This window comes from Synechococcus sp. W4D4 (assembly GCF_047716805.1).
In the GTDB taxonomy this organism is placed as follows: Bacteria; Cyanobacteriota; Cyanobacteriia; order PCC-6307; family Cyanobiaceae; genus Vulcanococcus.
Window position 1 is genome coordinate 359191 of the sequence record NZ_CP180404.1, and the last position, 24503, is coordinate 383693.

Sequence of the window (24503 nt, forward strand, 5' to 3'; positions counted from 1 at the left end):
TCAGTGGTCTCAAGTGGGAGGAAGGCTGATGGGCTCCCAGCGTGCGCTGCCGATTTTTTCTGTGGTGGTGGGCGTGACGCTATTGGCCACGCCCATGGCGGGCTTGCCCATCGTTGAGCTTGAAGCGCTGAATCGGGAGTTGGGTCGCCTCTGCAGCAACCCGCCCCGAGAAGCCCTGGCCGTTTGCCGGATTCACGCCCGCTTGATTCGGGCGATGTAGGCCGGCATCACATCATGCCGGGCATGCCCATGCCACCCATGCCGCCCATACCACCCATTCCGCCCATGCCACCCATGGGATCCATGCCACCGCCACCCGGTGCGGCAGCAGCAGGCTCGGGTTTGTCGGCGATCACCGCTTCGGTGGTGAGCAGCAGCGATGCGACTGAGACGGCATCCTGCAGGGCCAAACGGACCACCTTGGCGGCATCGAGAATGCCTGCGGTTAGAAGGTTTTCGTAGGTACCGGTGGCCGCGTTAAAGCCGTTGCCGCTCGAGGCGACTTGATCGGCCACCACGTTGGGGTCGTAGCCCGCGTTGGCAGCGATCTGATGCAGAGGGGCAGAGAGGGCGCGCTGCACAATCTCAACGCCTGTGCGCTCATCGCCTTCGAGTTGGGCTGCAAGGCCGTCCAGGTTGGCGGCGAGCTGGACCAGGGTGCTGCCGCCGCCAGCGACGATCCCCTCTTCCACGGCGGCGCGGGTGGCGTTCAGGGCGTCTTCGATGCGCAGTTTTCGGTTGCGCAGTTCCGTCTCGGTGGGGGCGCCCACCTTGATCACGGCCACGCCGCCGGCCAGCTTGGCGATGCGCTCGGTGAGCTTCTCGCGGTCGTACTCCGAGTCGGTGTTGTCCAGTTCACGCTTGATCGCAGCGACCCGGTCTCGCACGGCGGACTGGTGGGCGTCGCTGGCCACGATGGTGGTGTCGTCCTTGCTGATCGTGATCCGGCGCACGCTGCCCAGATCCTCCAGCCCCACTTGCTCCAGCGCCATGGCGCGGTCTTCGCTGATCAAGGTGGCACCGGTCAGGATGGCGATGTCCTGGAGCATGGCCTTGCGGCGATCACCAAAGCCCGGGGCTCGCACGGCGGCCACCTGAAGGACACCGCGGTTCTTGTTGACCACCAGGGTGGCCAGGGCTTCGCCTTCGACTTCCTCCGAGAGGATCACCAGTGGTTTACCGGCTTTTGAGACGGCCTCGAGCACGGGGACGAGGTCGTTGATCGCGCTGATCTTGCGGTCGGTGACCAGCAGGAGCGCGTCCTCGAATTCGCAGACGCGACGGTCGTTGTCGGTCACGAAGTAGGGGGAGCTGTAGCCCCGATCGAAGGCCATGCCTTCGGTGATTTCCAGCTCGGTCGCGAGGCTCTTGCTCTCTTCAACGGTGATGACGCCATCGACGCTCACCTTGTCCATGGCTTCGCTGACCATCCGGCCAACTTCCTCATCGCCACCGGAGCTAACGGTGGCCACCTGGCGTATGGAGTCGCCCGCCACAGGGGTGGAGCGTTCTTGGATGCCCGCGACGACTTGGGCGGTGGCTTTCTCCATGCCCCGGCGCAGGCTCACGGGGCTAGCGCCAGCGGCGACGTTCCGTAGCCCTTCGCGGGTCATGGCCTGGGCGAGGACGGTGGCGGTCGTCGTGCCGTCACCAGCCTGATCCTTGGTCTTGGTGGCCACTTGCAGGAGCAGCTTGGCGCCGAGGTTCTCGAAGGGATCTTCCAGCTCGATGTCCCGGGCGATGGTTACGCCGTCATTCACGACATCGGGGGCCCCGAATTTCTTCTCGAGAACCACGTTGCGGCCCTTGGGCCCGATGGTGACCTTCACCGCATCGGCAAGGGCGTTTACGCCGCGCTCCAGGTAGGCGCGGGATTCATCGGAGAAGGAGAGCAGCTTGGCCATCGCGGAGGCTGATCGCGCTGTAGTGGCCACAGGCTCCCATGGGGAGGTGGCCATTGGCTTGTGGGGAAAGCCGAATGGATCGGAGCTCACCCCTGTCGCTGGCCGTTGCTGCTCGATAGGGTTCCGACCATGGAGGACAGCATCAGCGACGCCCTGGTCGAGGGGCTGAATGGGCCCTTGACCGAGGCCTTGGCCGATCCAAGCGCCGGCAGCAACGTGATGGCCTTCCTGATCGTGGCCGGCTTGGGCCTGGGGATGGCCTTGATCTACGTCCCCCTGCGGATCTTTCTCACGGCCACGGCACGCAGTCGCCGGTTACGCCTGTTGCAGCGCATCCGGCGCTTGCGTGAGGAGCTCACCCAACCCGTCGAGAGTTAGGGCTCAGCGCATCACCATGCCGCCATCCACCTGCAGGACCTGACCGGTCATGTACGCGGCTGCGGGGTCAGCAGCCAAGAACCGAACGGCACCGGCGACTTCAGCCGGTTGGCCCATCCGCCCCAGGGGGATGGCTTTGAGGATCGGCTCCTTGTCGAGTTCCGCGGTCATGTCGCTTTCGATAAACCCAGGGGCCACCGCATTCACGGTGACCCCGCGGCTGGCGAATTCCGCGGCGCTGCTGCGGGTTAGGCCAATCACGCCTGCTTTTGCGGCGCTGTAGTTGGCCTGGCCAGGGTTGCCCATGAGTCCCACCACCGAGGTGATGTTGATGATTCGGCCGCTGCGGGCTTTCAACATCGCTCGGCTCACCGCGCGGGTGCAGAGGAAGACGCCGCTGAGGTTCAGGTCGATCACGCTTTGCCAGTCGGCGCTCTTCATGCGCATCAGCAGTCCATCACGGGTGATACCCGCGTTATTGACCAGCACATCGAGGCGACCTTCCTTCTCCAGGACGGCCTTCACTAGGGCCTCAACCTGCTCTTCATCGGCCACGTTGGCCTGGTGGGACCAGGCCTGTCCGCCAGCCGCCTGAATCTCAGCCACCACCGCTTCGGCCGCGGCGGGAGAGCTGGCGTAGTTCACCACCACGGTTGCCCCGGCTTGCGCCAGTTCGCGGGCAATCGAGGCCCCGATGCCTCGGCTGGCCCCGGTGACCAGCGCAACCTGACCGGCAAGGGGGGTGCTGTCCGCCATGGAGAACGCAGAAAAGTCGGCCCAGGCTAGGCGGGCATGTTTTTCACGTCGGCTAGGGCTGGGCCTAGAAGGTCACCAAAGCGCTGCAATTGCTGTTTGCTGCCCATCACCACCAGCAATTGGCCGGGGCCGAGGCGGACATCACCGCCAGGGTTGGCGATCAGTGGTTCCGGGGCCCCAGTGCTGAGTTGACTGGCAGCTGGGTTGCGGATCGCCAAGACCAGGGCCCCACTCCGGCGTCCCAACTGCAATTCCGAGAGGCTGGCGCCGTTGAGGTCCCCGAGGTCGTCGGGCCGCTCACTCAGCAGAAATTCATCCACCTCGCAATCGCTGCCAGCCAGAAGGTCCATGAAGGTCACGGCCAGGGGCCTGAGGGCGGTGGCCGCCATGGCACGGCCTCCGGCAACGTAGGGACTGACCACCTGGTCGGCCCCGGCTAAGCGCAATTTGCCTTCGGCTTCTTCGCTGTCGGAGCGAGCAATCAGGCGAGCGCCCGGCGCCAACCCCCGCGCGCTGAGGATGACGTAGAGGTTGGAGGCGTTGCTGGGGAGTGCGGCCACCAGCGCCCGGCAGCGATGGATACCGGCTTCCTCAAGGGTTTCATCGAGCGTCGCGTCGCCCTGGAGGACCATCAGGCCTCGTTGCTGGGCTTCTTCGATGCGATCGCTGTCGTTCTCGACCACCAACAGCCGGATGTTCTCTCCAATGAGTTGGTCCGCGATTTCGCGGCCCATCCGGCCGTAGCCGCAGAGGATGACGTGCTGATTCATCGATCGCTGCAGCTGTTCGCGGTAACGCCGCTGGCGGATGCGGCGAAAGTAGCCGGAGTTGGTTAATTCCAGCAGTTTTTGGATGGTTTGCTGGACCACCACCAGGCCGCCGACCAGGAGCAGCGCCGTCACGATGCGGCCGCCGGTGTGGATCAGCTGGGTGTGCTCATCGCTAAACCCCAACGTGCTGAGGGTGATTAGCACCATCCAGTAGCAATCACCCCAGTCCCAGCCTTCGGCGAGCCGGTAGCCAACCGCGCCGGCATTCACCACCGTGGCCAAGGCCAGGATCGGACCGGCCCAAGGGCGCTGAGCCACGTGCGAGCGAATGGGGCTGAAGAGGCCGCGTCCGCGGGGCAGTGAACGGGGTCGCTGCCGCATTGGAGTCATCCCAAACCGAGGGCTTGTAAGACCTCGGTGACGCTGAGGTTGTGTAGAGCTCCTGCCTGGCCCACCACTTGAACCCCAGAACGTTGCGGCAGGGAAGTCGGGTCCTGGCCTAAGGCCACCAGAGGCATCCCGCTGAGCAGGGCCAGTTGGGTCGTGATGGGATCACTGCTGAGGACCACGTCACAGCTGGCCAGTTGCGCGGCCCGCTGCAGCAAGTTGGCTCCACCGGCCTGGATGACCCGCAGGTCAGGCAGCTTGCCGCGGATGGCCTCCGGCAGGGCTCTCCAGTGTTCGTCGGGCCAGTCCTGACGGTCGCCTGAGGGGGCCAGCAGGAGAGCAGGACCCTGACCGTTTGGCATGGAGGCCGCGGCTTGCTCCAGTGCTCCTTTGGGCAAGGACAGGCGAAACTGGCTCGCCTCCAATTCCACTCCCAGTTGGCGCAGGAAGGGGGCGAGCGCTTGTGCTCCCCATCCAGTTTCCGGGGTCACCGTCGAGGTCGCCGAGAACCCTGAGGCGGCCACGCGATTCGGGATGTGACTCATCGACAGCATCAGATCGACCTGCCGTCCGCTGGCGAGGTTGATGCAGGCTTGGAAGTCGGGCTCGCGCACATTGCCGAGCAGGTTGGCCCAATCAGCCAGGCTGGGGCCGTCATCAAAGGCGAACGGAATCACCTTTTCCACTGCCGGAAGCAGGGACCAGGCGGCCGCAGCAGCAGGGGCACAAGCGACTTGCACCTGGGCCTTGAGGTCTTGTGCGACCTGGGCTGCCGCTGGAATGGTTTGCAGCTGCGCACTGACACCACCCGGCACCAAAAAGAGGACTCGCATGGACGCGCGGGTGTGAAGCGGATCGCTGGCTGATTGTATGTAGGTCGGATTACTTAGTCCTCAGGAGCGCGCCATGCATCTGCTGATTGCCTGTGCCGGGAGCGGTCGGCGGATGGGGGCGGAGCGCAACAAGCTGCTGCTTGAGGTCAGTGGGCGGCCCGTCTTGGCGTGGACCTTGGACGCGGCTCTGGCCTCAAGCAGCGTGCGCTGGATCGGCGTGGTGGGCCAAGAGATTGACCGTCCCGACATTGAAGCCCTGGTTGAAGCAGCGAAGCCCGACCGGCCTGTGCAGTGGATTCAAGGAGGAGACACCCGTCAAGATTCGGTCTGCAACGGCCTGGCGGCGCTGCCTTCGCAGGCCCGCTCGGTGTTGATCCATGACGGCGCCCGTTGCTTGGTGGATCCAGCCTTGATTGACCGTTGTTCCGCCGCGGTCGACTCCGGTGCTGCCGTCATTGCTGCGGCGCCGGTGACCGACACGATCAAGCGGGTCGATGCCGATGGGGTGATTCAGGACACCCCCGATCGCTCCGTCCTCTGGGGCGCGCAAACCCCCCAGGGTTTTCCGGTGGAGCAGTTGCGCCAGGCCCATGCTCAGGCGCGACAGGAAGGTTGGAGCGTGACCGATGACGCCTCATTGTTTGAACGCCTGGGATGGCCCGTGCGGGTGATGGAGTCATCCCCCTCGAACATCAAGATCACCACCCCCTTTGATCTGACGATCGCTGAAGCGGTTCTCTCGTCCCGCTAGAGCAGCTGCAGCTCTCCCGTCGTCCCGTCCAGATGCCCCATACGTCCGATGGGGATTGCGGCGTTGCCGCAGCGATGACCAAACGGCAGGTCGGCGATCACTGGGATTCCGAGGTCGCCGCAGCGCTCCTGCAGCACTGCGTTGAGACCAAAGGACCGTTGGGGGTCGCGGGCGTCCTCCTCATCCGCCTCACAGTCGCTGAAGCTGCCAAAACCAATGCCTGCGACTTGCTGGAGGGCTCCACTGAGGCGCCAGTGGGAGAGCATCCGATCGATTCGATAGGGAGCCTCACCGACGTCTTCGAGGAGCAAGATCGCTCCGCGCAGCTCCGGCAGGTGGGGTGTGCCCAGCAGGTGCGTGGCCACGGTGAGATTGCCGACCAGGCAGGGGCCCCTCGCCTGACCTTCGCTCCAGCTCGTCCCCTTCAGAGCAGGAAGAGGCTCCCCAAAGAGCAGGGCCCGCAGACGCTCTTGGCTCCACTCGGGTTCTGCGCCCAAGGTGGTGAGCATCGGTCCATGGACGCCGCCTGGAATGCCTGCGGCCTGACGGGCCCAGAGCAGGGAGGTCACATCGGAGAAGCCCAGCAGCCAGTGGGAGGAGGCTGCCCCCAGCAGGTCATCCATTAGGGGATGCTCCAGCAGTCGAGCCGAGCCCCAGCCGCCTCGAACGCAGGCCACCAAAGGGGCGCAGGCTTGCAGGTCAGCCAGGCGTTCCTGGTCCGTGCCGGCGTAGTAGCCCCAATGCCGCTCAAGGTTGTGATGGCTGCAGACCTCGAGGCCCCAGTGCTGAAGCACGGCGATCCCCGCTTCCAGACGGCTGATGGCCTCGCCCTGGAGCGCGGAACTGGCGGCGGCAAGCTGAACGCGATCCCCAGACTGAAGCGGCTGGGGCCAGGGGCGCTCGTTCATGCCCAGATCCGCCCAGCGACCAGGCCGAGAAGCAAGAGCGCACCCAGGAGCACTTGGTGTTTGAAGTGCCGGCCGTAGGCCGAACGCGGCAGTTGCGGCTGCTGCAACGCGAGGGCCTCCTTGAGCTGACCGAGGACAACGACGATCCAGAACAGCCAGAAGAAGGGCTGAACGCCCTGCAGACCTGAGGCGATCGCTAACAAAACACCAGCGCCTGCGTAGCAAAGGGCCACAGCCAGGGGGGCCCGCTCGCCCAGGCTCAGAGCGCTGCTGCGGACCCCGACAGTGCGGTCATCCTCCCGATCTGACATGGCGTAAACCGTGTCAAAGCCGAAGGTCCAGAGCAGGGTTGCGAGCCAGAGACAGAGCAGGGGCCAGCCTCCCTGGAGGCTGCCTCGGGCGGCGGCCCAGGGGATCAAAACCGCAAAGCCCCAGCAGAGGGCCAGGACCGCCTGTGGGTAGGCAAACCAGCGCTTAGCGGATGGGTACAGCAGCACTGGAGGGAGTGCCGCGATCGCCAGCTGGAGACACAGGGTCCGGTGGGCCGCAGGGAGGCCCCAAAGCACCACGGCTAAGGCGGCGATTAAACAGATGAGCAGTAGGACCACGGCTCCCATGACACCGATCTGCCCACTGGCGAGGGGGCGTTGGCGGGTCCGCTCCACCTGAGGATCGATCCGCCGATCCCAGAGGTCATTGGCGACACAACCGGCGCCACTGACGGCCAAGCCCCCGATCACGATGGCCGCCACCAAGTTGATGCTGGGAGGGCTCTGGCCTTGAAGCCACAGGCTCCATCCGGCGGGGATCAACAAAATCAACCGTCCGCTGGGCTTGTCCCAGCGCAGCAGACCCAGCCAAGCCCGGAGCAACGATCCAAGGCCCTTGCTGTCGGCAGGCACGTTCAGCAGGGGAAAGATTCTTCGCACCCTAGGGCTGAAGGGCAGTGCCAAAGTGGCTCAGCTCCAGAGATTGGACTGTGAGTGAGCCCCGCATTGGTGCCCTACGCCCCGTGGCAGGCATCGACATCGGCACCAACTCGATCCACCTGTTGATCGCCAGCGTCGATCCCGACTTGCGTAGCTTTTCGGTGGTCCTCACTGAAAAATCAACGACTCGCCTGGGCGAGCGTGATCCAGTCAGCGGCGACCTCTCCCCGGAAGCGATTGAGCGGGCCTTCACGACCCTTCGTCATTGCAGTGAGCTAGCTGCCAGCCATGGCGTCGCCCCTGGGGATGTCGTCACGGCCGCCACCAGCGCGGTTCGTGAAGCACCCAATGGCCGGGAGTTCCTGCAGTCGATCCAAGAGCAATTGGGTCTGGCGGTCGACCTGGTCAGCGGTCCGGAAGAGGCTCGCTTGATTTATCTGGGCGTGCTCTCGGGCATGTCCTTTGGGGATCAGCCCCACGTGATCATCGACATCGGGGGCGGCTCCACCGAGTTGGTGCTTGCCGATGGCTCCGACTCCCACGCCCTGACCAGTACCCGCATTGGTGCAGTCCGTCTGCAGCGGGACTTCGTGCAGGACGACCCGATGCCTGCCAAGCGGGTCACCTTCCTGCGGGCCTTTATCCAGGGGGCGCTTGAGCCTGCGGTGCTGAAGGTCCGTGAAGGACTCAAGCGTTTGGGTGATCAGCCGGTGTTGGTCGCCACCAGCGGAACGGCCATGGCGGTTGCGGCGATGGCGGCAGCGGAGGATTCACGTCCGCCCTTGCGAATGCAGGGTTACCGCGTCTCGCGGCAAAAACTGGATCAGATTGTCGATCGCCTGTTGGCGATGACCCCGGCCGAGCGGAGGGCACACCCTGCGCTGAATGAACGACGGGCTGAAATCATCGTCCCCGGCGCGCTGATTCTGCAGACGGCGATGGGGATGATCGGCGCTGAGGAATTAGTGATCAGCGAACGAGCCCTCAGAGAAGGCCTGATTGTTGATTGGATGCTGCGCAACGATTTGATCGTTGATCGCTTTGCTTTTCAAAGCAGCATTCGTCAACGGACGGTGTTGCATCAAGCCCAGCGCTATGGCGTGGATCTCCCCCGTGCCGAGCGGGTCGCTTCCCTAGCGATTCGCCTCTACGACCAAAGCCAAGGCCTGCTGCATCAAGACGATGGTCTGGGGCGTCAGTTGTTGTGGGCCGCGGCGATGCTGCACAGCTGCGGTCAGCACATCAATGTCGGTGCGTATCACAAACACACCTGGTATTTGATTCGCCACGGCGATCTCTTGGGCTATTCCCAAAGCGAGCATTTGATGGTCGCTGCAATCGCTCGCTATCACCGCCGCTCCCTGCCGAAAAAACGCCACGAGTCCTGGCAGCTGATTGAAGGTCGGGACCAACGCCGCACGGTGTCCGCGATGGCTCTGCTCTTGCGTCTGGCAGTAGCGATGGATCGTCGACCTCAGAAGGTGATTGCCGATTGTGTTCTGAAAGGCCATGGCGAAGGTGGCCTTGCGATCCAGCTCATGCCGCTCACCGCAGAGGTGGACCTGAACTTGGAGCGTTGGAGTTTGCAGGCCTGCCAGAGCTATGTCGAAGAGGTCGTTGGTTTGACCTTGAGCGTCAACTAAGGATCTCCACGCAAAATTCAGGGTTCCAACAACAAAAAGCCCCCACCTTGCGGTGGGGGCTTCTGATTCAACCGTCCTCGAGGTTCGAGAAGAAGCTGAATCGTTGGTGGGGTTCAGCCTCAGCCGATGGCGGGAGCTTGCAGAGCCACAGGAGTGGACTCAGCAGCAGCCAGGTCGAGGGGGAAGTTGTGAGCGTTGCGCTCGTGCATCACTTCCATACCGAGGTTGGCGCGGTTCAGCACGTCAGCCCAGGTGTTCAGCACACGACCCTGGGAATCCAGGATCGACTGGTTGAAGTTGAAGCCGTTCAGGTTGAAGGCCATGGTGCTCACGCCCAGGGCGGTGAACCAGATGCCAACCACAGGCCAGGCAGCCAGGAAGAAGTGCAGGCTGCGGCTGTTGTTGAAGGAGGCGTATTGGAAGATCAGGCGACCGAAGTAACCGTGGGCAGCCACGATGTTGTAGGTCTCTTCCTCTTGGCCGAACTTGTAGCCGTAGTTCTGGGACTCGCTCTCGGTGGTTTCACGCACCAGGGAGGAGGTCACCAGGGAGCCGTGCATGGCGGAGAACAGGGAACCACCGAAGACACCAGCCACACCAAGCATGTGGAAGGGGTGCATCAGGATGTTGTGCTCAGCCTGGAACACCAGCATGTAGTTGAAGGTGCCGGAGATGCCGAGGGGCATGGCGTCCGAGAAGGAGCCCTGACCGAAGGGATACACCAGGAACACAGCGGAAGCAGCAGCCACCGGTGCGCTGTAAGCAACGCAGATCCAGGGGCGCATGCCGAGGCGGTAGGAGAGTTCCCACTCACGTCCCATGTAGGCGTAGATGCCGATGAGGAAGTGGAAAACAACCAGCTGGAAAGGACCGCCGTTGTACAGCCACTCGTCGAGGCTGGCAGCTTCCCAGATGGGATAGAAGTGCAGACCAATGGCGTTGCTGCTAGGGATAACAGCGCCAGAGATGATGTTGTTGCCGTAGATCAGGGAGCCGGCAACAGGCTCACGGATGCCGTCGATGTCGACGGGGGGTGCTGCCACGAAGGCAACGATGAAGCAGATGGTGGCGGCCAGCAGGCAGGGAATCATCAGAACGCCGAACCAACCCACATAGAGGCGGTTGTCGGTGCTGGTGACCCACTCGCAGAACTGGTTCCACGCAGAAGCGCCTTGGCGCTGCTGGATGGTGGTCGTCATGAGTACGGGAAAGAGATGCCTTGCGCGAGCGCTTGGCGGTTTATGAAGAGCTGGACATGTCCAGCATTGAAACTTTAGGCGTTTTTCGCTGCATCGAAGGCGTTCTGGGATCTAAGCCGCTGATGACCTCGATCAGCCAGGCTAATAACCCGTTGCTGCTGGCTTGGGCCATCAAAAAGCCGGACGCAGAGAAGCGCCCGGCCAAGGGAATCAAATAAGTGGGCGATACTGGATTCGAACCAGTGACCCCTTCCGTGTGAAGGAAGTGCGCTACCGCTGTGCTAATCGCCCGCGTGCGCTCTTCGCTCGCGCTGAATGAGTTTAGATCATGGCCTGCGCGGCAGAGCTACTCGGCTCCCCCGCGGAACAAGTGGTTGTGGCTCGACGAATAGAGCTTGGATCGGGCCTCCCCAGGGGCAGCAAGCGCCGGGCTCACCACATAGAGGGTGGTTCGAATCAGCTCCCGTTCACGGCTGACCCGATCCATCTCTTTAAGAGGAACCACGCTGATCCACTCATCAGGCCAGCTGACGCGATAGCCAATCGCCACAGGGGTCTCCGGTGGGTAGTGCAGGAGCAGTTCCCGTTGAACCTCCTCCACGTGGCGAGCGCTGAGATACAGGCAGAGCGAAGCCTTCAATGACGCCAGTCGCTCCAGGGCTTCGGTCTCAGGGACTCCGGTTCGGCCGCCAGCGCGGCCAATCACGATCGTTTGAACCAGGCCCGGAATGGTGAGCTCACTTTTTAACCGAGCGGCAGTTGCTTGATAGGCGCTCAGTCCGGGGACGACCTCCACCTCCACTTCGGCATCGAGCAAGCGGCAGAGCTGCTCGTTGAGAGCGCTGTACAGGCAGGTGTCCCCATCGTGGAGTCGCACGACCCGCTTGCCTTCTTTGACTCGGGAGAGCATCACACCCATCACCTCTTCCAAGGTCAGGGTGCTTGTGCGGATCCGCTCGCAGCTCTCAGGAGCCATGCTGGCCAGCTGCGGATTCACCAGCGAATCGGTCCAGATCAAGACCTCGGCTTGCTCAATCGTTCGCGCTGCCCGCAGGGTCAGCAGATCGGGAGCGCCTGGGCCAGCTCCCACGATCCAGACTTTGCCCTTCATCTCGCTCATGGGGTCACTCCGCTTGGATCCGGTAGGGGGCGCTTACGGCCGTACAGCCAATAGAGGCCAAGTCCGCCAAGGGCGATCAAGGCCAAGCTGATCAGCTGTGCCATCCGCAATCCACCTGCGCAGTAGGGCGGGGTTCCCATCAGGCAGAGCGGATCGATGCGTAACCCTTCAATCCAGAGGCGGCCGCAGCTGTAGCTAATCAGATAGACGCAGCTCAAGGCGCCTGCAGGGAGCCTGATCTGTCCGTTGATCCCCTTTCGAAACAGCCAGAGCAGCAGCAGCAGAACCCCCAGGTTCCAGATTGATTCGTAGAGAAAGGTGGGGTGAAAGGTCGATTGATCGAGGAATTCAACCGGCCGGTTCGAAAAGGGGATGGTCAATCTCCAAGGCAGGTCAGTTGGAAGACCGAAGGCCTCGGAGTTGAAGAAGTTTCCCCAGCGCCCGATGGCCTGGCCCAGGGCTACCGATGGCAACAGGACATCCAGCAGGTTCCAGAAGGCAATCTTGCGCCAGCGGGTGTAGAGGATGACCGCGAAGGTCCCTCCGATGAGGGCGCCGTGGATCGCGATTCCCCCACGCCAGATCGCTAGGGCATCGAGCCAGTTGAAGCGGTACTGACGCCATTCAAAACTGACGTAGTAGATCCGTGCTCCGACCACGGCCGCCAGGACCAGCAGCGGTAGGAGATCGGCAATCAGCGTCGAATCGATCCCTCTTTCCTTGCCGAGACGTGTGGCCAGAGCAAGGCCGCAGAGCACCGCAATGGCGATCAGCAGTCCGTACCAACGCAAAGAAAAGGGCCCCAGCTGAAAGAGCAAGGGGCCCGGAGAGGTGAACACAGCGAGGGACATCAAACGCCTTCGGCGGCCTGCACCTTTTCGATTTGCCTCTTCTTCAGAACAAGCATGATCTGGGCGAGGGCCACGGCGGCGAAGAAGGCCAGCAAGCCGTAGATGCGCACGGGGTTCTGCAGAACGACTTCAGCGTCGAGCTGTCCGAAACCACCGACATTGGGATCGTTGGTCAGGGCAGCACCAGCGGCCACCACATCACCGACCTGGGCGATCACGGTCGGACCAGCGGGAACTGTGTCGCTCACGCTGTTGCCGTCGGCGGTTTTGATGACCACCACTGAGGCTCCGGCGTCACCAGCGTTGATGGATTCAACGGTGCCAGCGGCAGAGGCGTTGTAGACGCTGTTGTTGCTCTTCTCACCGGTGGGATACACCTGACCGCGGCCTCGGTTGCCGCCTACGTGCAGCTGGAACTTGCCGAAGTGGATGTTGCTGTCGGCAGCGGGGTCAGGGGAAAGGATCGGGAAGACGATTTTCTGGTGGTCATCACCGGGCAGAGGACCCACCAACAGGATGTTGGGATTCTCCTCATCCCAGGTGGTCACATAGACACCTTCGGTTTCTTCCTTGAGCTCGTCGCTGAGGCGATCAGCGGGAGCCAGTTGGAAACCATCGGGGAGCATGACGACAGCACCGACATTCAGGCCTGTGGGAGAGCCATCGCCAGAGACCTGCTGGACGTCGGTGTCGTAGGGGATTTCAACCTCGACTTTGAACACCTCATCGGGGAAGACCGCCTGAGGCAGCTCGACATGGGTGGGCTTTTTCGCCAAGTGGCAGTTGGCGCAGGCCAGTTTGCCGGTGGCTTCCCGTGGGTAGTCGTATTGCTGTTGAGCCCAGAAGGGATAAGCCCAGCTGGCCTGTGGGGCAAAGAACAGGGCGCCGAGAACCAGAACCGAACTCAGCAGCAGGGAGAAGGAGCGACGCATGGGGCGTATTGGCGAGAGGGGAACGGTTGGGGAGGAGATCAGACCCACCAGGGCTTCTCGCCGGTGCGGAAATCGGTTTCGGTCCACTGGCTCAGGAACACGTTGTCGTTTTCAACCGAGACGTGTGCCAGGGCCAGGGAGAGGGGTGCGGGGCCGCGAACCACCTTGCCGGTGGCGTCGTACTGCGAGCCGTGGCAGGGGCACATGAATTTGTCAGCCGCGGCATTCCAGGGCACAACGCAGCCCAGGTGGGTGCAGATGGCGTTGATGCCATAGCTACCAATGGCGTCACTGCCTTCGACCACCAGGTAGGTGGGATCGCCTTTGAGGCCCTGAACCAGGTTGCGGTCACCTTCGCGGTGCTCGCTCAGCCAACCGCTGGCGGTGACAGCGTTGCCGAGTTCGTCTTTGGCGGCAGTACCTCCACCGGAGCCTGCAGCCTTCGGGGGGATGAAGTAGTTGGCAACCGGGTAGAGGGCGCCAAGGGCAACTCCGGTCACCGAGCCGAAGGTCAGCAAGTTCATGAACTGCCGGCGACCCATTCCGGGGACATCACTGTTCGAGGCGCTCGCTGGAATTTGGGTCATACGGGGCGGCCGGCTGCCACAACGACGTGGGGGCCATTATGGACCTTGTCGTTCCCACAACGGGCCCGAACTGCAGGCAGGTGGTTGAAGCCTGCAACATGCTGTTGCGCTGTTCGTCTGTCTGCCTTCCTGTGACTGAGTCACCAGCTGCTCCTCTGGCTAGCGCAGAGATCCTCGAGACCCTCCGCAGCCGTTGGCAGGCCTCCTATGACCTGCAGCTGACCTCCCGTCGGGGCCGTCTCTACCTCCAGGTGATGTGGGCCTATCTGGAGCAGCAATCCTTTCCCCTGGATGCTGACCAGTACGTCGCCAAGTTGGATGAGCTCGTGGCCACCTTGAACGGTCTGGGGGTGGCAGGGCAGGTTCGTGAATGGCTCACCACCACTCACGACAAACCTCGCTTGGGTAAGGCGATGACTCTGCCGCTGGAGCTTCCCGAAGGCCGAGCCAGTGAGTTTCTCCTTTAGATCAGGCAGGACGCTGGACGACCCGAGCGAGCCCAACGCCAACGAAATAGAGGGCCGTGATAGCTCCGCTCAGCAGCAGCATCGTGATGGGGTCCGTTGAAGGCGTCAGCACTGCCCCAGCCAAAGCCGAAGCCATCACCACAAACCGCCAGGCCGAGAGCATGGCTTCGGAACGCACCAGCCCCAGGGCTGCCAGCAGCATCTGCAGGACTGGGAGCTGGAACGCCAAGGCCGTAGCCACCATCAAGAGCAGCACGAAGTCGAGATAGCGCTCGATGGACCAGAGCGGTTCAACAACATCCGCTCCGTAATTCACCAGGAAGTTCAGGGCGGCTGGAACCAGCGCCCACCAGGCAAAGGCCAGTCCCGCCATAAACAGCACGGCTGAGCCGGCCACCGCCGGTGCCACCAGTTTTTGTTCTCTGCGGGTCAGTCCCGGTAGAACGAAGGCCAGGCCCTCGTAGAGGACGTAGGGGAGCGCCAGGGTGAGCCCCGCATATCCCGCCACCTTTAAGGAGACCAGCAGGAATTCCCCCGGGGCGAGCTGCAGAAAGTGGATGCCATGGGCGGGCACCTCCAGCATCCGCACCAGCGGACGCACGAAGAGCAGGCAGGCCGCTGCCCCGATCACTACCGCAAGCAGGCTTCGCAGGACGCGGCTACGCAATTCCTCAAGGTGGCCCAGCAGGGTCATTTCCACCTCGGAGGGGAAGTCCTCTTGCGTCTCAGCAGCCTCGATCTCAAGCGAGGCCGCAGGAATTTTGATGGGCGGAGGCGGCGCTAACCCGGCAGGGCTTTGGGTGCCGTCCGAAGTGGAGCGATCGCCTTGGCCCGGGGGTTGATCGCTCATGGCTCTAGATCCCCGTTGAGGCTAAGGGGTTCTCCGCGCAGTAGCGCGTCAGCACTCTCAGGATTGGCCCAGAGGACTTCCCCTCCGCGGTGCCTGACGGTTCCCGGACCCGCTCCAGGGATCCGTTGCAGCTGCTCACACGGGGTCATGACCACCGCAACTTGGCGATTGCCGCGGGCACGGCTGAAGTGGGCCGCCAGGCTGGCCGCCGCCTGCAGATCGCTGTCCTCCGCCGGGGCGACTGAACTCTTCAGCACCACATGGCTACCGGGACACTCCTGGGCGTGAAACCAGAGGTCACCTTTACGGGCTTGCTGAAGGCTGATCCATTCGTTCTGGCGGTGGTTGCGTCCGACCTGGATCGTCAGGCCACGCGGGCTGCTCAAGGTCAAGGGTGTGGGATCCCCTTGCTGGCGTCTGCGTTCTTTGCGGTTACCGAGTTGGCGCTGCCAGAGCCGTTCGCTGTCCTCCTCGAGGGCCTGCAGTTGCTGGAGCCCGCTTTGGGGGTTCCATTGGTATTCGAGTTGGATGAGCTCCAAGAAGGTCAGGCTTCCTTCCAGCTGCTCGATCTGTTGCTGGTGCTGGGTCAGCCTGGGGGTGATGGCGGCAACGGAGCGCCGCAGGCGCCGGGCCTTTTTGTAGAGCTTTTGCGCCTCACTGATCGTGTCGCGGCTGGGGTTGGCTTGGCAGAGCAGCGTGTCGGCCTGCTCCTGCAGTCCATCGCTGTTCTCGACTTGATCCAGGAGCCCTTGTTGGTGCTGCTGTTGTTGGCGTTCGCGCTCGAGGGCTCGCTCCAGCCGCTGTTTGAGGGCCTGTTGCCGCTGGTTGAAGGTCCTGGCTTGCAGCCGGCTGTGGTGGTACGCCGCCAGTTGGGCGTTGAGGCTGGTGGATAGGGCGTTGTTCGAGGCGTCAGCCCAGCAGCAGTAGCCCCCGTCCTCGTCCAGACGGAAACCAAAGCGTTCCTCCTCTAGGGCTTCCAGCCACTGCTGCCAGCGCTGCCAGAGCTGTTGCCAGCTCGGCTCGCTGAGCTCCTGGGCGGGTTGGTTGAGCAGGTCATCAGCGAGCCCCTCCACCAAGTGGCGCGCCAGGGCTGGGCTGACGCCTTGATAGGCGCTCGGCAGGGCGCGTTTGAGCGGTAGGGGGAGTAGCTGAAGCTCCCCTTTCCAGTGCTCGAAGCTTTCCGTGCGGCTGGGACCACGGCCGCCCATGGGCGGCGGGGGGACGTAGATGTCGCCCGTGCTGATGGGGCGCAGGCGCGATTGGCTCTCCCGGACCTGCCTGGCCACCGCCACCACCCTGCGGTCTTGATCCAGCAAGAACAAATTGCTGTGGCGGCCCATCAACTCCAAGACCAGGCTCCGTTGGGGAGGCTCTCCAGGTCGGGGGGCGAACTCCAGCTCCACCACCCGCTCCCATCCCTCTTGCCGGAGTCCAGTCAGAGCGAGACCGCTGAGTCCGTGCTGAAGCTGTTGGGCCAGGGTGCTGCCATCGCCCAGTTTGGGCGGCGCTGGAATTTCCAGCAGCCGGGGTGCTTCAGCAAGCCAGCTCAGCTCAATCCATAGCCGCCGCTCCAGCGTGCGGAACCCCAGATGGATGGTTTGCCCGTCAGCCTGCTGCGCTTTTTCAAAGCGACTGGGAACGAGTTGCGGTCTTAGTTCAGCCAGGACCGCGCGAAGGCTGGTGAGATCCATGGCCTGGAGGTGCTGGGCGGCCATGGTCTGCGCGGGTTCGCTGCGGAGGCACTCTTACTCTGCAGGTCCATGGTTGAGTCCCAATGGCGGAAGACCCCTCCTCCAGCGGCAGGTTGTTTCTGATCACAGGTCCCAGTGGAGTGGGCAAGGGGACCCTGGTCAGTGCCCTCTTGGAGCGTCATCCAGACATCTGGCTCTCGATTTCAGCAACAACCCGTGCCCCCCGCAGCGGTGAAGTCGACGGCACGAGCTACTTCTTCCTGGAGCGATCTGAGTTCGAGGCCAAGGTGGCCCAGGGCGGCTTGCTCGAGTGGGCTGAGTTCGCCGGCAACTGCTATGGCACCCCTCGCGAGCCCGTTGAAGAGCAGCTTCAAGCGGGCCGGCCGGTCCTTCTCGAGATTGAGCTGGAAGGGGCTCGTCAGGTGCGCCGCACCTTTCCCAGCGGCTTTCAGATCTTTATCGAGCCCCCGTCCTTTGAGGAACTGGAGCGCCGGATCCGCGGCCGGGGCACCGATAGCGAGGAGGCCATTGCCAGGCGCTTGGAGCGGGCCAAGGTGGAATTGCAGGCCGCCTCTGAATTTGACGCCGTGATCGTCAATGGCGAGTTGGCTGAAGCGTTGACGCAACTGGAGCAGTTGATGGGCCTCAGCTGAAGCGCCCGATGGGTGGACATCAAAAAAGGCCCCTTTCGGGGCCTTTTCTTTGGCGACTGCCGATCACATCGGGTGGAAGAGGAGATCGGGGTAGAAGCGGTTGAATTCGATCAGGATGCCAGCGGTGACGGTGAACCAGATCGCTGCGAAGACCGGTGCAGTGGTTAGGAACTTTTTCATCGGAAAAGCGTTGAAAGAGTGGAAGTAACCCGCCGCGATCAGCGAGGGGAGACGGTGATCTTGTCGTCGGATTCGGTCAGCTTGCCGCCGCTCAATTCAGCGAAAGCCGCGATGGGCCAGCTGGCAGCAGCCAGGGTGCTCTTGAAGGCCAGAGACAGATCGATCTGGATTTCCTTCATGGCGGCGTCCTTGCTGCCGCGGATCGCCATCAGGTAGTTACGACCGGCCCAGCCGATGCAACCAGCGATGTAGAGGAAGGCGATGCCGGGGATGATGAAGTCACCAGCGTGGCTGAGGCGACCATCCACGATCAGGTGGGGAAGGCCATCAGCGCCACAGGAGGCCTGGCTGTACATCTCGAAGCGCGCCTTGGCCTGGGGGGTGGAGGCGGCGGCGGCACGGGATTGGAAGCGTGCGCTTTCAGCGCAGGGGGTCAGACCTGCGACATCAGCCTTCGCCACGGGGGCGAAGCCGAAGATCAGCAGGGCAGAAATGAGAACTGCAAAAAGGCGGCGCATCGTCAGGTCCAGCTGCTGCACGGCAGGATGTCACAAACGGACAGTAAGAGAGTCCTCAAGACCTGATGCCCACGTTGCTGGCCCTCGAAACAAGTTGTGACGAGTCAGCAGCCGCTGTTGTGCGTGATCAAACGGTCCTCGCAAGCGCTGTAGCGACACAAATTGAGGAGCACGCCCGTTGGGGTGGAGTGGTCCCCGAAATTGCATCCAGGCGCCATGTCGAGGCCCTGCCCCATCTGATTAAACAGGTGATGGCTGAAAGCGGCGTGGGCTACTCCGAGCTCGATGCCATTGCGGCCACCGCCGCTCCTGGTTTGGTCGGTGCGCTCTTGGTGGGATCGGTGACTGGGCGAAGTTTGGCCCGTCTCCATGGCAAACCCTTTGTGGGTGTCCATCACCTCGAGGGTCACCTCTGCTCTGTGCAACTGGGTGAACCCTTGCCCCCAGGGCCTTATCTGGTCTTGCTCGTCAGTGGCGGGCACACCGAGATGATTCGTGTGGATGGTCCTGGCTCCTATTGCCGTTTGGCCCGCAGCCGCGATGACGCCGCAGGGGAGGCCTTTGACAAGGTGGCCCGGCTTCTTGGTCTGGGGTATCCCGGAGGCCCCGCCGTCCAGGCTGCCGCGGTCAGTGGTGATCCCAAGCGTTTCAACTTGCCGAAGGGCCGGGTGTCTCTGCCCCAGGGGGGCTTCCATCCCTATGACTTCAGTTTCAGCGGGCTGAAGACAGCGGTGCTGCGTCTGGTGAATCAGTTGCGGGCGGACGAGGCGGCTGGCGGGGAGCCGTTCCCTTTGGCCGATGTGGCGGCCAGTTTTGAGCAGGTGGTGGCGGATGTGCTGGTGGAGCGCACCACCCGCTGCGCCCGCGACCAGGGCTTGGCCACCATCGTGATGGTCGGTGGTGTCGCGGCCAATCGTCGCTTGCGGGCTCGGCTGGAGGAGCGTTGCCAGGCCCTTCAACTGGAGTGGCGGGTTGCGCCTTTGGCCTATTGCACGGATAACGCGGCCATGATCGGCGTCGCGGCGGCGCAGCGCTTCAGTGCTGGCGGTCAAAGTTCGATCCGACTGGCTGTTACCCCCCGTTTACCCCTTGAGGAGGCCCCGGTTCTCTACGAACCCCAGCCACCCTTCTGAGGTTCGTAGGCTGGACTCAGTTAGAGGGCAGAGGCGATGGCCACTGCAGACCCCACTCCCACCCCCGACCAGGTGGTCGAAGCCGCTCCTGAAGAGCTGAACGAGTGGAAGCGTGGATTCACGCCTCAGGCTGAGATCTGGAACGGCCGGATGGCGATGGTCGGCCTCTCCGTCGGTCTGAGCGTGCTGTTGATCGCTCGCCTTGCCGGCAAGGTTTGAGGTTTCGCCGCTAGTTGGAGTCCTTGCCACGCAGGGCCTGGGCGAGTTCGTTGGCTTTGAGGCTCTGGGCCAGAGCGGCCTCGCCTGTGGCCCTGCCCTGTTCGACCAGGGCGATTAAGGCTTGATTGACGGTCTGCATGCCATCAAAACCGCTGCGGGCCATGATCGATTCGATTTCTTCGAGCTCACCGCGCTCGAGGTAGTCCTTGCAGGCATCGGTGTTGATCAGGATGTCGTGGAAGGCGGCTCGTTTCCCGTCGGTGGTTTTGATCAACCCCTGGGCAATGACCCCAAGCAGGCTTTCTGCCAGGGAGCGTCGCAGGCTGCCTTGGTCTTGGGCCGGGACCATGCCCAGAACACGTTCAACGGTTTTGACTGCTGAGTTGGTGTGCAGGGTGCCAAAGACCAGGTGACCGGTCTGCGAGGCCTCCAGGGCGGTGGTGAGGGTCTCGCCGTCGCGAATCTCCCCGATCAGGATCACGTCGGGGTCTTCCCGCAGGGCCGCTCTGAGGGCGTTGTGAAAGTGCTTGGTGTGCTGCCCGACTTCGCGGTGGCGAATCAAGGACTGCTGGCTGTGGTGCACGAATTCCACCGGGTCCTCAATCGTGAGGATGTGACAGGACCGGTTGCGATTGATCCAGTCGATCATCGCGGCGAGGGTGGTGCTTTTCCCTGATCCAGTGGGGCCTGTGATCAGGACGAGACCTTTGGGTTTGGAGGCGAGCTCCTGCAGTACGGGGGGGAGCTGGAGCTCTTCGAGGCTGGGGATGGTTTGAGGAATGAGCCGGAGCACCATCGCTGGTCCCCGCAGGCAATCCATCAGGTTGATCCGCACCCTGACAAAGGGAAACGAGTGGGACCCGTCGAACTCTTTTTCCCGCTGGAAGGCATCCACCTGGGCGGGGCTCAGCAGTTCCCGGAGCCAGCTCTGGAACCCCGCGGCGTCGGTGACGGGCCAACCGGTGCGGAGCATCTCGCCGCGGTCGCGGTAGCGGGGTTCTTCGCCAACGCCGAGATGGACATCGGAGAAGCCCTGCTCAGCGGCGAGTTTGACGATGCCCTGAAGCGAACTGGGTTGGCTGCCCTGCAGTGAGCCATCCAGCGGTTGCGGTTGGGAGATGGGAGTGGCTTGGGCGGCTTTCCCTTGCTGCGGGAACAGCCCGATTGGGAAGGGCGAACTGTTGCTCACTGCCCCGCAGCCTCGCTGCCGCCACTGTTGCGGCAAAGCGAATCAAGAGCAGCTTTTCTGCCCGCCATCTTTAGGATCCAATCGACTGCCCGTGGCCCCTCGAGTGAGCGCTCCCCACAACGTCTGCATCGTGTTGGGAACTCGTCCGGAGGCGATCAAGCTCGCTCCGGTGATCCAGGCGTTCCAGCAGTCCGATGACTTCAAGACTCGGGTGGTGCTCACCGGTCAACACCGGGAGATGGTGACCCAGGTGATGGACCTGTTTGACCTGCAGGCCGATCACGACTTGGCCTTGATGGCCCCCAAGCAGACCCTGACCCACATCACCTGTGCGGCATTGCAGGGATTGAAGTCGGAGTTCGAGCAGTTCCCCCCCGATTTGGTCTTGGTCCAGGGGGACACCACCACGGCCTTTGCTTCCGCCTTAGCGGCCTTCTACGAGCAGATCCCAGTCGGTCATGTGGAGGCGGGCCTGCGCACCGACAACATCTTTGATCCCTATCCGGAGGAGGCCAATCGCCGTCTGATTTCCCAGGTGGCCTTGTTGCACTTTGCCCCGACCCATGTGTCGGCCCGCAATCTCGCGGCCTCCGGGGTGGTCGGCCAAACCATCACCACCGGCAACACCGTGATTGATGCCCTGTTGCTCATGGCGAAAAAGGCTCCGCCCTTTGAGCTGCCGGGTCTGGACTTTGAGACGCAGCGGGTGATCCTGGCGACGGTCCATCGCCGTGAGAACTGGGGCGAGCGCCTTCAGGAGATCGGTAAGGGCTTCTTGGCCGTTCTGGAGCGCTACCCCGATACGGCGCTGCTGCTGCCTCTGCATCGCAATCCAACGGTGCGCGAGCCCCTGCAGGCGCTGCTGGGCGATCACCCCCGGGCTTTCTTGACGGAGCCTCTGGACTACGACCGTTTGGTGGCAGCCATGCGTGGCTCGACGCTTCTCTTGACCGACTCAGGCGGACTCCAAGAGGAGGCCCCTGCCTTGGGTAAACCCGTCCTGGTGCTGCGGCGCACCACAGAGCGACCGGAGGCCGTGGATGCGGGCACCGCCAAGCTGATCGGGACTGACTCGGCCGACATCCTTCGGGAGGCCTCGCTGTTGCTGGACAACGCTGAGGCCTATGAGGAGATGTCCAGAGCGCACAATCCCTTTGGGGATGGCCAAGCCAGCAGCCGAATCTTGGATGCCTGTCGCAGTTTCCTCAACGAGCGCCGCCACGCGGCAGAGCAGCTCTAGTTCCCATCACTCTTGCGCTTGGCCCAGGGGGGGAGGTCGATGAAGACCTGCGTCCCGGGTTTGAGGCCGTCGAGAATTTGGGTATTGCGGCCGCTACTGGCTCCCAGGGTTACGGCTTGGAATTTGGGTTGGTTGCCTGGACCCACCAGGAGCACACCTGGCTTGCCCCGCTCGGTGACGACAGCCACCGTGGGCACCAGGGTGCGTGGGGGTAAATCTCCAGTGTTGAAGTCAATGTCAGCGGTCATGCCAATACGCAGCTCAGGCGCTGGCTCGACGAACTTCAAGGTGACCTCAAAGGAGGTGACGTTGTTGAGCTTGGCCGCCCGCGGCGCGATCTGACGCACCTGGGCTTTGAAGCGTCGATCGGGGAAGGCGTCGACACGAACCGAGCCGGTTTGCCCGAGCTTGATCCGGCCGATGTCGCTTTCAGGAACCTTGGCGACCGCTTCGAGTCCTTGGGCGAGCTCGACGATGGAGGAACTGCTGGCGCCGGCGGAGGCTGACGCCGAGGTGGTGGGGGTCACGTAGGCCCCGGGGTCGGCGAACCGTGCGGTGATGATCCCGGCGAAGGGGGCGCGAACGATCAATTCACTGCGCTCCATCTCGCGCTGCTCGAGGCGTTGCTGGGCGGCATCCACGGCGGCGCGGTCCACCAAATAGGTCGCCTTGGCGCTGTTGTAGTTGTCCTGGCTGATGGCGCCGTTGCGCACCAGGTTCTCTCGGCGTTGCAGTTCGCTCTGGCTGCGGGCCAGTTGGGCTTTGGCCGATTGCAGTTGAGCGGCCAGCTCTTCCAGCCGGTCCGTCAGGTCGCCGCCATCCATCAAGGCCAGGGCCTGCCCGGCCTGAACACTGTCGCCCTCTTCGACATAGAGGGTCTTGAGGACCCCTTGGCGCTTGGGGCTGACGTTGACGAGCCTGAAGGCTTCCAGTTCACCGCTGGCGGTGACGAGACCCGGCAGTGATCCCTCTTGGGCGACTGCGGTGTAGGTGCTGAGGCTGCGGGCCTGCTTGGCGCTGCGGCTGAGGTTGAGCGCTGTGGCTCCACCGGCAATCGCGACCGTCCCGGCTAGGGCTGCGGCCCAGAAGCGACGACGGGCCAGCCATGGCCGATCGGCCGCCAGACGTTTGAGGCTCAAGGTGTTGCCTTGTAGCCAGGTGACAACAGGTTGTTTGCGACGGGGTGGTTGGAGCATCGCGCTGACCTGTCTGGCTCCTGGTATCTACCCAGTCTTCATTGCTGCGGGGAGCTGGCGGGTGTTCGGTCAGGGACGGATCACCGTCATCGAGGGCAAACCGTAGATTCCATCGATGCTTAAAGCCGGAATCGTGGGGCTGCCCAATGTGGGCAAGTCGACCCTCTTCAACGCACTGGTGGCCAATGCCCAGGCCGAAGCCGCCAACTACCCCTTCTGCACCATTGAGCCGAACTCCGGTGTGGTGGCGGTTCCGGATCCCCGCTTGCAGCAGCTCTCTGATCTGAGCAGCAGCAAGGAGCTGATTCCCACTCGGGTTGAGTTCGTGGATATCGCCGGTCTGGTCAAAGGTGCCAGTCAAGGGGAAGGGCTGGGCAACAAATTTCTGGCCAACATTCGCGAGGTGGATGCCATCGTCCACGTCGTCCGCTGCTTTGAAAACGACGACGTGATCCACGTCAGCGGATCCGTCGGTCCGGCCCGCGATGCCGAGGTGATCAATTTGGAGCTCGGTTTGGCGGACCTCTCCCAGCTGGAGAAACGCCGCGAGCGTTTGAAAAAGCAAGTGCGCACCAGCAAGGAAGCCCAGGTGGAAGACGCAGCCCTGGAGCGGATCCAGGCGGTGCTGGAGCAGGGCGGTGCGGCCCGCAGCGTCAGCCTCACCGTTGAAGAGGCCGCGATGATCAAGCCCCTGGGTTTGCTGACGGCCAAGCCGATCATCTATGCGACCAACGTCAGCGAAGACGACCTCTCCAGTGGCAATGCCTACTGCGAAGAAGTCGCCGTCTTGGCGGAGAAAGAGGGTGCTGGAACGGTGCGAATCTCAGCGCAGGTCGAGGCTGAGCTGATTGAACTGCCCGAAGAGGATCGGGCCGAATTCCTGGAAGGATTGGGTGTTGAAGAGGGTGGTCTTCAAAGCCTGATTCGTGCCACCTATAGCCTTCTCGGCCTGCGTACCTATTTCACGACAGGTGAGAAAGAAACCCGTGCCTGGACGATCAAGGCGGGCATGACCGCTCCCCAGGCTGCTGGTGTCATTCACACCGACTTTGAACGCGGCTTTATTCGCGCGCAGACCATTGGCTACAAGCAGCTGCTTGAGGCGGGTTCCCTGGCAGAAGCGCGCAATAAAGGTTGGCTGCGCGCTGAAGGAAAGGAATATGTCGTTGAAGAGGGGGATGTGATGGAGTTTCTCTTCAACGTCTGAGGTCTGCCGGCC

Annotated in this window: 28 protein-coding genes and 1 tRNA gene; 11 read left to right on the forward strand and 18 right to left on the reverse strand. The window is 62.9% G+C overall.

The genetic code is table 11. The annotated features are described in order from the left end of the window. The first annotated feature begins 28 nt into the window (after positions 1-28). Entirely contained in the window at positions 29-220 is a 192-nt protein-coding gene (locus ACLM42_RS01990) for a hypothetical protein (protein ID WP_247911572.1), read from the forward strand. A 7-nt stretch (positions 221-227) separates the two neighbouring features. On the opposite strand, the gene groL is transcribed toward ACLM42_RS01990, so the two are convergent. Beyond that, entirely contained in the window at positions 228-1904 is a 1677-nt protein-coding gene (gene groL / locus ACLM42_RS01995) for a chaperonin GroEL (protein WP_247911571.1), read from the reverse strand. A 129-nt stretch (positions 1905-2033) separates the two neighbouring features. Here groL and ACLM42_RS02000 point away from each other — a divergent pair, with 129 nt between their 5' ends. Beyond that, positions 2034-2282: a hypothetical protein gene (locus ACLM42_RS02000; RefSeq protein ID WP_247912099.1), complete on the forward strand. Its 249-nt coding sequence runs from the start codon at positions 2034-2036 to the stop codon at positions 2280-2282. A gap of 3 nt (positions 2283-2285) precedes the next feature. Here ACLM42_RS02000 and fabG read toward each other — a convergent pair whose 3' ends face one another. From fabG to ACLM42_RS02015, 3 genes are read right to left on the reverse strand one after another with little or no spacing between them, the layout of a single operon-like run. After that, entirely contained in the window at positions 2286-3038 is a 753-nt protein-coding gene (fabG, locus tag ACLM42_RS02005; protein WP_415399566.1) for a 3-oxoacyl-[acyl-carrier-protein] reductase, read from the reverse strand. 26 nt (positions 3039-3064) lie between these two features. After that, entirely contained in the window at positions 3065-4198 is a 1134-nt protein-coding gene (locus ACLM42_RS02010; RefSeq protein WP_415399567.1) for a potassium channel family protein, read from the reverse strand. Beyond that, positions 4195-5028, reverse strand: a complete 834-nt coding sequence (locus tag ACLM42_RS02015) for a glycosyltransferase family 9 protein (protein ID WP_247911568.1) — start codon at positions 5026-5028, stop codon at positions 4195-4197. Before ACLM42_RS02015 ends, ACLM42_RS02010 begins: the two co-directional genes overlap by 4 nt. Positions 5029-5101: 73 nt before the next feature. Here ACLM42_RS02015 and ispD point away from each other — a divergent pair, with 73 nt between their 5' ends. Continuing rightward, entirely contained in the window at positions 5102-5779 is a 678-nt protein-coding gene (ispD, locus tag ACLM42_RS02020) for a 2-C-methyl-D-erythritol 4-phosphate cytidylyltransferase (protein ID WP_415399568.1), read from the forward strand. Here ispD and ACLM42_RS02025 read toward each other — a convergent pair. Together ACLM42_RS02025 and ACLM42_RS02030 are read right to left on the reverse strand one after the other, a co-directional pair. After that, positions 5776-6687: a S66 peptidase family protein gene (locus ACLM42_RS02025; RefSeq protein ID WP_415399569.1), complete on the reverse strand. Its 912-nt coding sequence runs from the start codon at positions 6685-6687 to the stop codon at positions 5776-5778. The genes ispD and ACLM42_RS02025 overlap by 4 nt on opposite strands. After that, positions 6684-7589 (reverse strand): 4-hydroxybenzoate polyprenyltransferase, encoded by a 906-nt coding sequence (locus ACLM42_RS02030; RefSeq protein WP_415399570.1) that lies wholly within the window; start codon positions 7587-7589, stop codon positions 6684-6686. The genes ACLM42_RS02025 and ACLM42_RS02030 overlap by 4 nt, the downstream gene beginning before the upstream one ends. 77 nt (positions 7590-7666) lie before the next feature. Here ACLM42_RS02030 and ACLM42_RS02035 point away from each other — a divergent pair, with 77 nt between their 5' ends. Beyond that, on the forward strand, positions 7667-9259 hold the full coding sequence (locus tag ACLM42_RS02035) for a Ppx/GppA phosphatase family protein (protein ID WP_415399571.1): 1593 nt from the start codon (positions 7667-7669) through the stop codon (positions 9257-9259). Positions 9260-9378: 119 nt separating this feature from the next. On the opposite strand, the gene psbA is transcribed toward ACLM42_RS02035, so the two are convergent. Further along, complete coding sequence (gene psbA / locus ACLM42_RS02040; RefSeq protein WP_247909500.1) at positions 9379-10458, reverse strand: photosystem II q(b) protein; 1080 nt, start codon at positions 10456-10458, stop codon at positions 9379-9381. A gap of 20 nt (positions 10459-10478) precedes the next feature. On the opposite strand from psbA, the gene ACLM42_RS02045 reads away from it, so the two are divergent. Next, positions 10479-10676 (forward strand): hypothetical protein, encoded by a 198-nt coding sequence (locus ACLM42_RS02045; RefSeq protein ID WP_415399572.1) that lies wholly within the window; start codon positions 10479-10481, stop codon positions 10674-10676. Between the two features lies 1 nt (position 10677). Here ACLM42_RS02045 and ACLM42_RS02050 read toward each other — a convergent pair. The 5 genes from ACLM42_RS02050 to petC all read right to left on the reverse strand — a co-directional run bounded on the left by ACLM42_RS02050 (position 10678) and on the right by petC (position 13948). Further along, positions 10678-10749: transfer RNA gene (locus ACLM42_RS02050), tRNA-Val, on the reverse strand. 55 nt (positions 10750-10804) lie between these two features. Further along, the gene (cobM, locus tag ACLM42_RS02055; RefSeq protein WP_415400111.1) at positions 10805-11569 is read right to left on the reverse strand and encodes a precorrin-4 C(11)-methyltransferase; all 765 of its coding nucleotides are present in this window, start codon (positions 11567-11569) and stop codon (positions 10805-10807) included. 5 nt (positions 11570-11574) lie between these two features. Then, positions 11575-12429 (reverse strand): prolipoprotein diacylglyceryl transferase, encoded by an 855-nt coding sequence (gene lgt, locus ACLM42_RS02060; RefSeq protein WP_415399573.1) that lies wholly within the window; start codon positions 12427-12429, stop codon positions 11575-11577. Next, entirely contained in the window at positions 12429-13361 is a 933-nt protein-coding gene (gene petA / locus ACLM42_RS02065; RefSeq protein ID WP_415399574.1) for a cytochrome f, read from the reverse strand. Before petA ends, lgt begins: the two co-directional genes overlap by 1 nt. A gap of 38 nt (positions 13362-13399) precedes the next feature. Beyond that, a complete protein-coding gene (gene petC / locus ACLM42_RS02070) occupies positions 13400-13948 on the reverse strand; it encodes a cytochrome b6-f complex iron-sulfur subunit (protein ID WP_247911559.1) in 549 nt (182 codons plus the stop codon). 98 nt (positions 13949-14046) lie between these two features. Here petC and ACLM42_RS02075 point away from each other — a divergent pair, with 98 nt between their 5' ends. Continuing rightward, positions 14047-14415 carry a DUF3067 family protein gene (locus ACLM42_RS02075; RefSeq protein WP_415399575.1) on the forward strand — a complete coding sequence of 123 codons (369 nt, stop codon included), beginning with the start codon at positions 14047-14049 and terminating at the stop codon, positions 14413-14415. Between the two features lies 1 nt (position 14416). On the opposite strand, the gene tatC is transcribed toward ACLM42_RS02075, so the two are convergent. Further along, positions 14417-15265 carry a twin-arginine translocase subunit TatC gene (tatC, locus tag ACLM42_RS02080; RefSeq protein ID WP_415399576.1) on the reverse strand — a complete coding sequence of 283 codons (849 nt, stop codon included), beginning with the start codon at positions 15263-15265 and terminating at the stop codon, positions 14417-14419. Beyond that, entirely contained in the window at positions 15262-16980 is a 1719-nt protein-coding gene (locus ACLM42_RS02085) for an Rqc2 family fibronectin-binding protein (RefSeq protein WP_415399577.1), read from the reverse strand. The genes tatC and ACLM42_RS02085 overlap by 4 nt, the downstream gene beginning before the upstream one ends. Before the next feature lie 59 nt (positions 16981-17039). On the opposite strand from ACLM42_RS02085, the gene gmk reads away from it, so the two are divergent. After that, on the forward strand, positions 17040-17609 hold the full coding sequence (gene gmk / locus ACLM42_RS02090) for a guanylate kinase (RefSeq protein WP_415399578.1): 570 nt from the start codon (positions 17040-17042) through the stop codon (positions 17607-17609). 63 nt (positions 17610-17672) lie between these two features. Here the strand turns inward: gmk and psaJ are convergent, their stop codons facing one another. Together psaJ and ACLM42_RS02100 are read right to left on the reverse strand one after the other, a co-directional pair. Further along, entirely contained in the window at positions 17673-17789 is a 117-nt protein-coding gene (psaJ, locus tag ACLM42_RS02095; protein ID WP_010303754.1) for a photosystem I reaction center subunit IX, read from the reverse strand. 38 nt (positions 17790-17827) lie between these two features. After that, entirely contained in the window at positions 17828-18307 is a 480-nt protein-coding gene (locus ACLM42_RS02100) for a Photosystem I reaction center subunit III (RefSeq protein WP_415399579.1), read from the reverse strand. 65 nt (positions 18308-18372) lie between these two features. Between ACLM42_RS02100 and tsaD the strand changes: the two genes are divergently transcribed. Both tsaD and ACLM42_RS02110 read left to right on the forward strand, forming a co-directional pair. Continuing rightward, on the forward strand, positions 18373-19440 hold the full coding sequence (gene tsaD / locus ACLM42_RS02105; RefSeq protein WP_415399580.1) for a tRNA (adenosine(37)-N6)-threonylcarbamoyltransferase complex transferase subunit TsaD: 1068 nt from the start codon (positions 18373-18375) through the stop codon (positions 19438-19440). A gap of 36 nt (positions 19441-19476) precedes the next feature. Then, positions 19477-19659, forward strand: coding sequence for a high light inducible protein (locus ACLM42_RS02110; protein WP_247911554.1), 183 nt, complete (start codon positions 19477-19479; stop codon positions 19657-19659). 10 nt (positions 19660-19669) lie between these two features. Here ACLM42_RS02110 and ACLM42_RS02115 read toward each other — a convergent pair whose 3' ends face one another. Beyond that, on the reverse strand, positions 19670-20848 hold the full coding sequence (locus ACLM42_RS02115) for a type IV pilus twitching motility protein PilT (protein ID WP_415399581.1): 1179 nt from the start codon (positions 20846-20848) through the stop codon (positions 19670-19672). Positions 20849-20951: 103 nt separating this feature from the next. Here ACLM42_RS02115 and wecB point away from each other — a divergent pair, with 103 nt between their 5' ends. Next, the gene (wecB, locus tag ACLM42_RS02120; protein ID WP_415399582.1) at positions 20952-22088 is read left to right on the forward strand and encodes a non-hydrolyzing UDP-N-acetylglucosamine 2-epimerase; all 1137 of its coding nucleotides are present in this window, start codon (positions 20952-20954) and stop codon (positions 22086-22088) included. Here the strand turns inward: wecB and ACLM42_RS02125 are convergent. Next, positions 22085-23284: an efflux RND transporter periplasmic adaptor subunit gene (locus ACLM42_RS02125; protein ID WP_415399583.1), complete on the reverse strand. Its 1200-nt coding sequence runs from the start codon at positions 23282-23284 to the stop codon at positions 22085-22087. The two genes, wecB and ACLM42_RS02125, sit on opposite strands and share 4 nt — an antisense overlap. Positions 23285-23399: 115 nt before the next feature. On the opposite strand from ACLM42_RS02125, the gene ychF reads away from it, so the two are divergent. Next, positions 23400-24491, forward strand: a complete 1092-nt coding sequence (ychF, locus tag ACLM42_RS02130) for a redox-regulated ATPase YchF (RefSeq protein ID WP_415399584.1) — start codon at positions 23400-23402, stop codon at positions 24489-24491. The last annotated feature ends 12 nt before the right edge of the window (positions 24492-24503 follow it).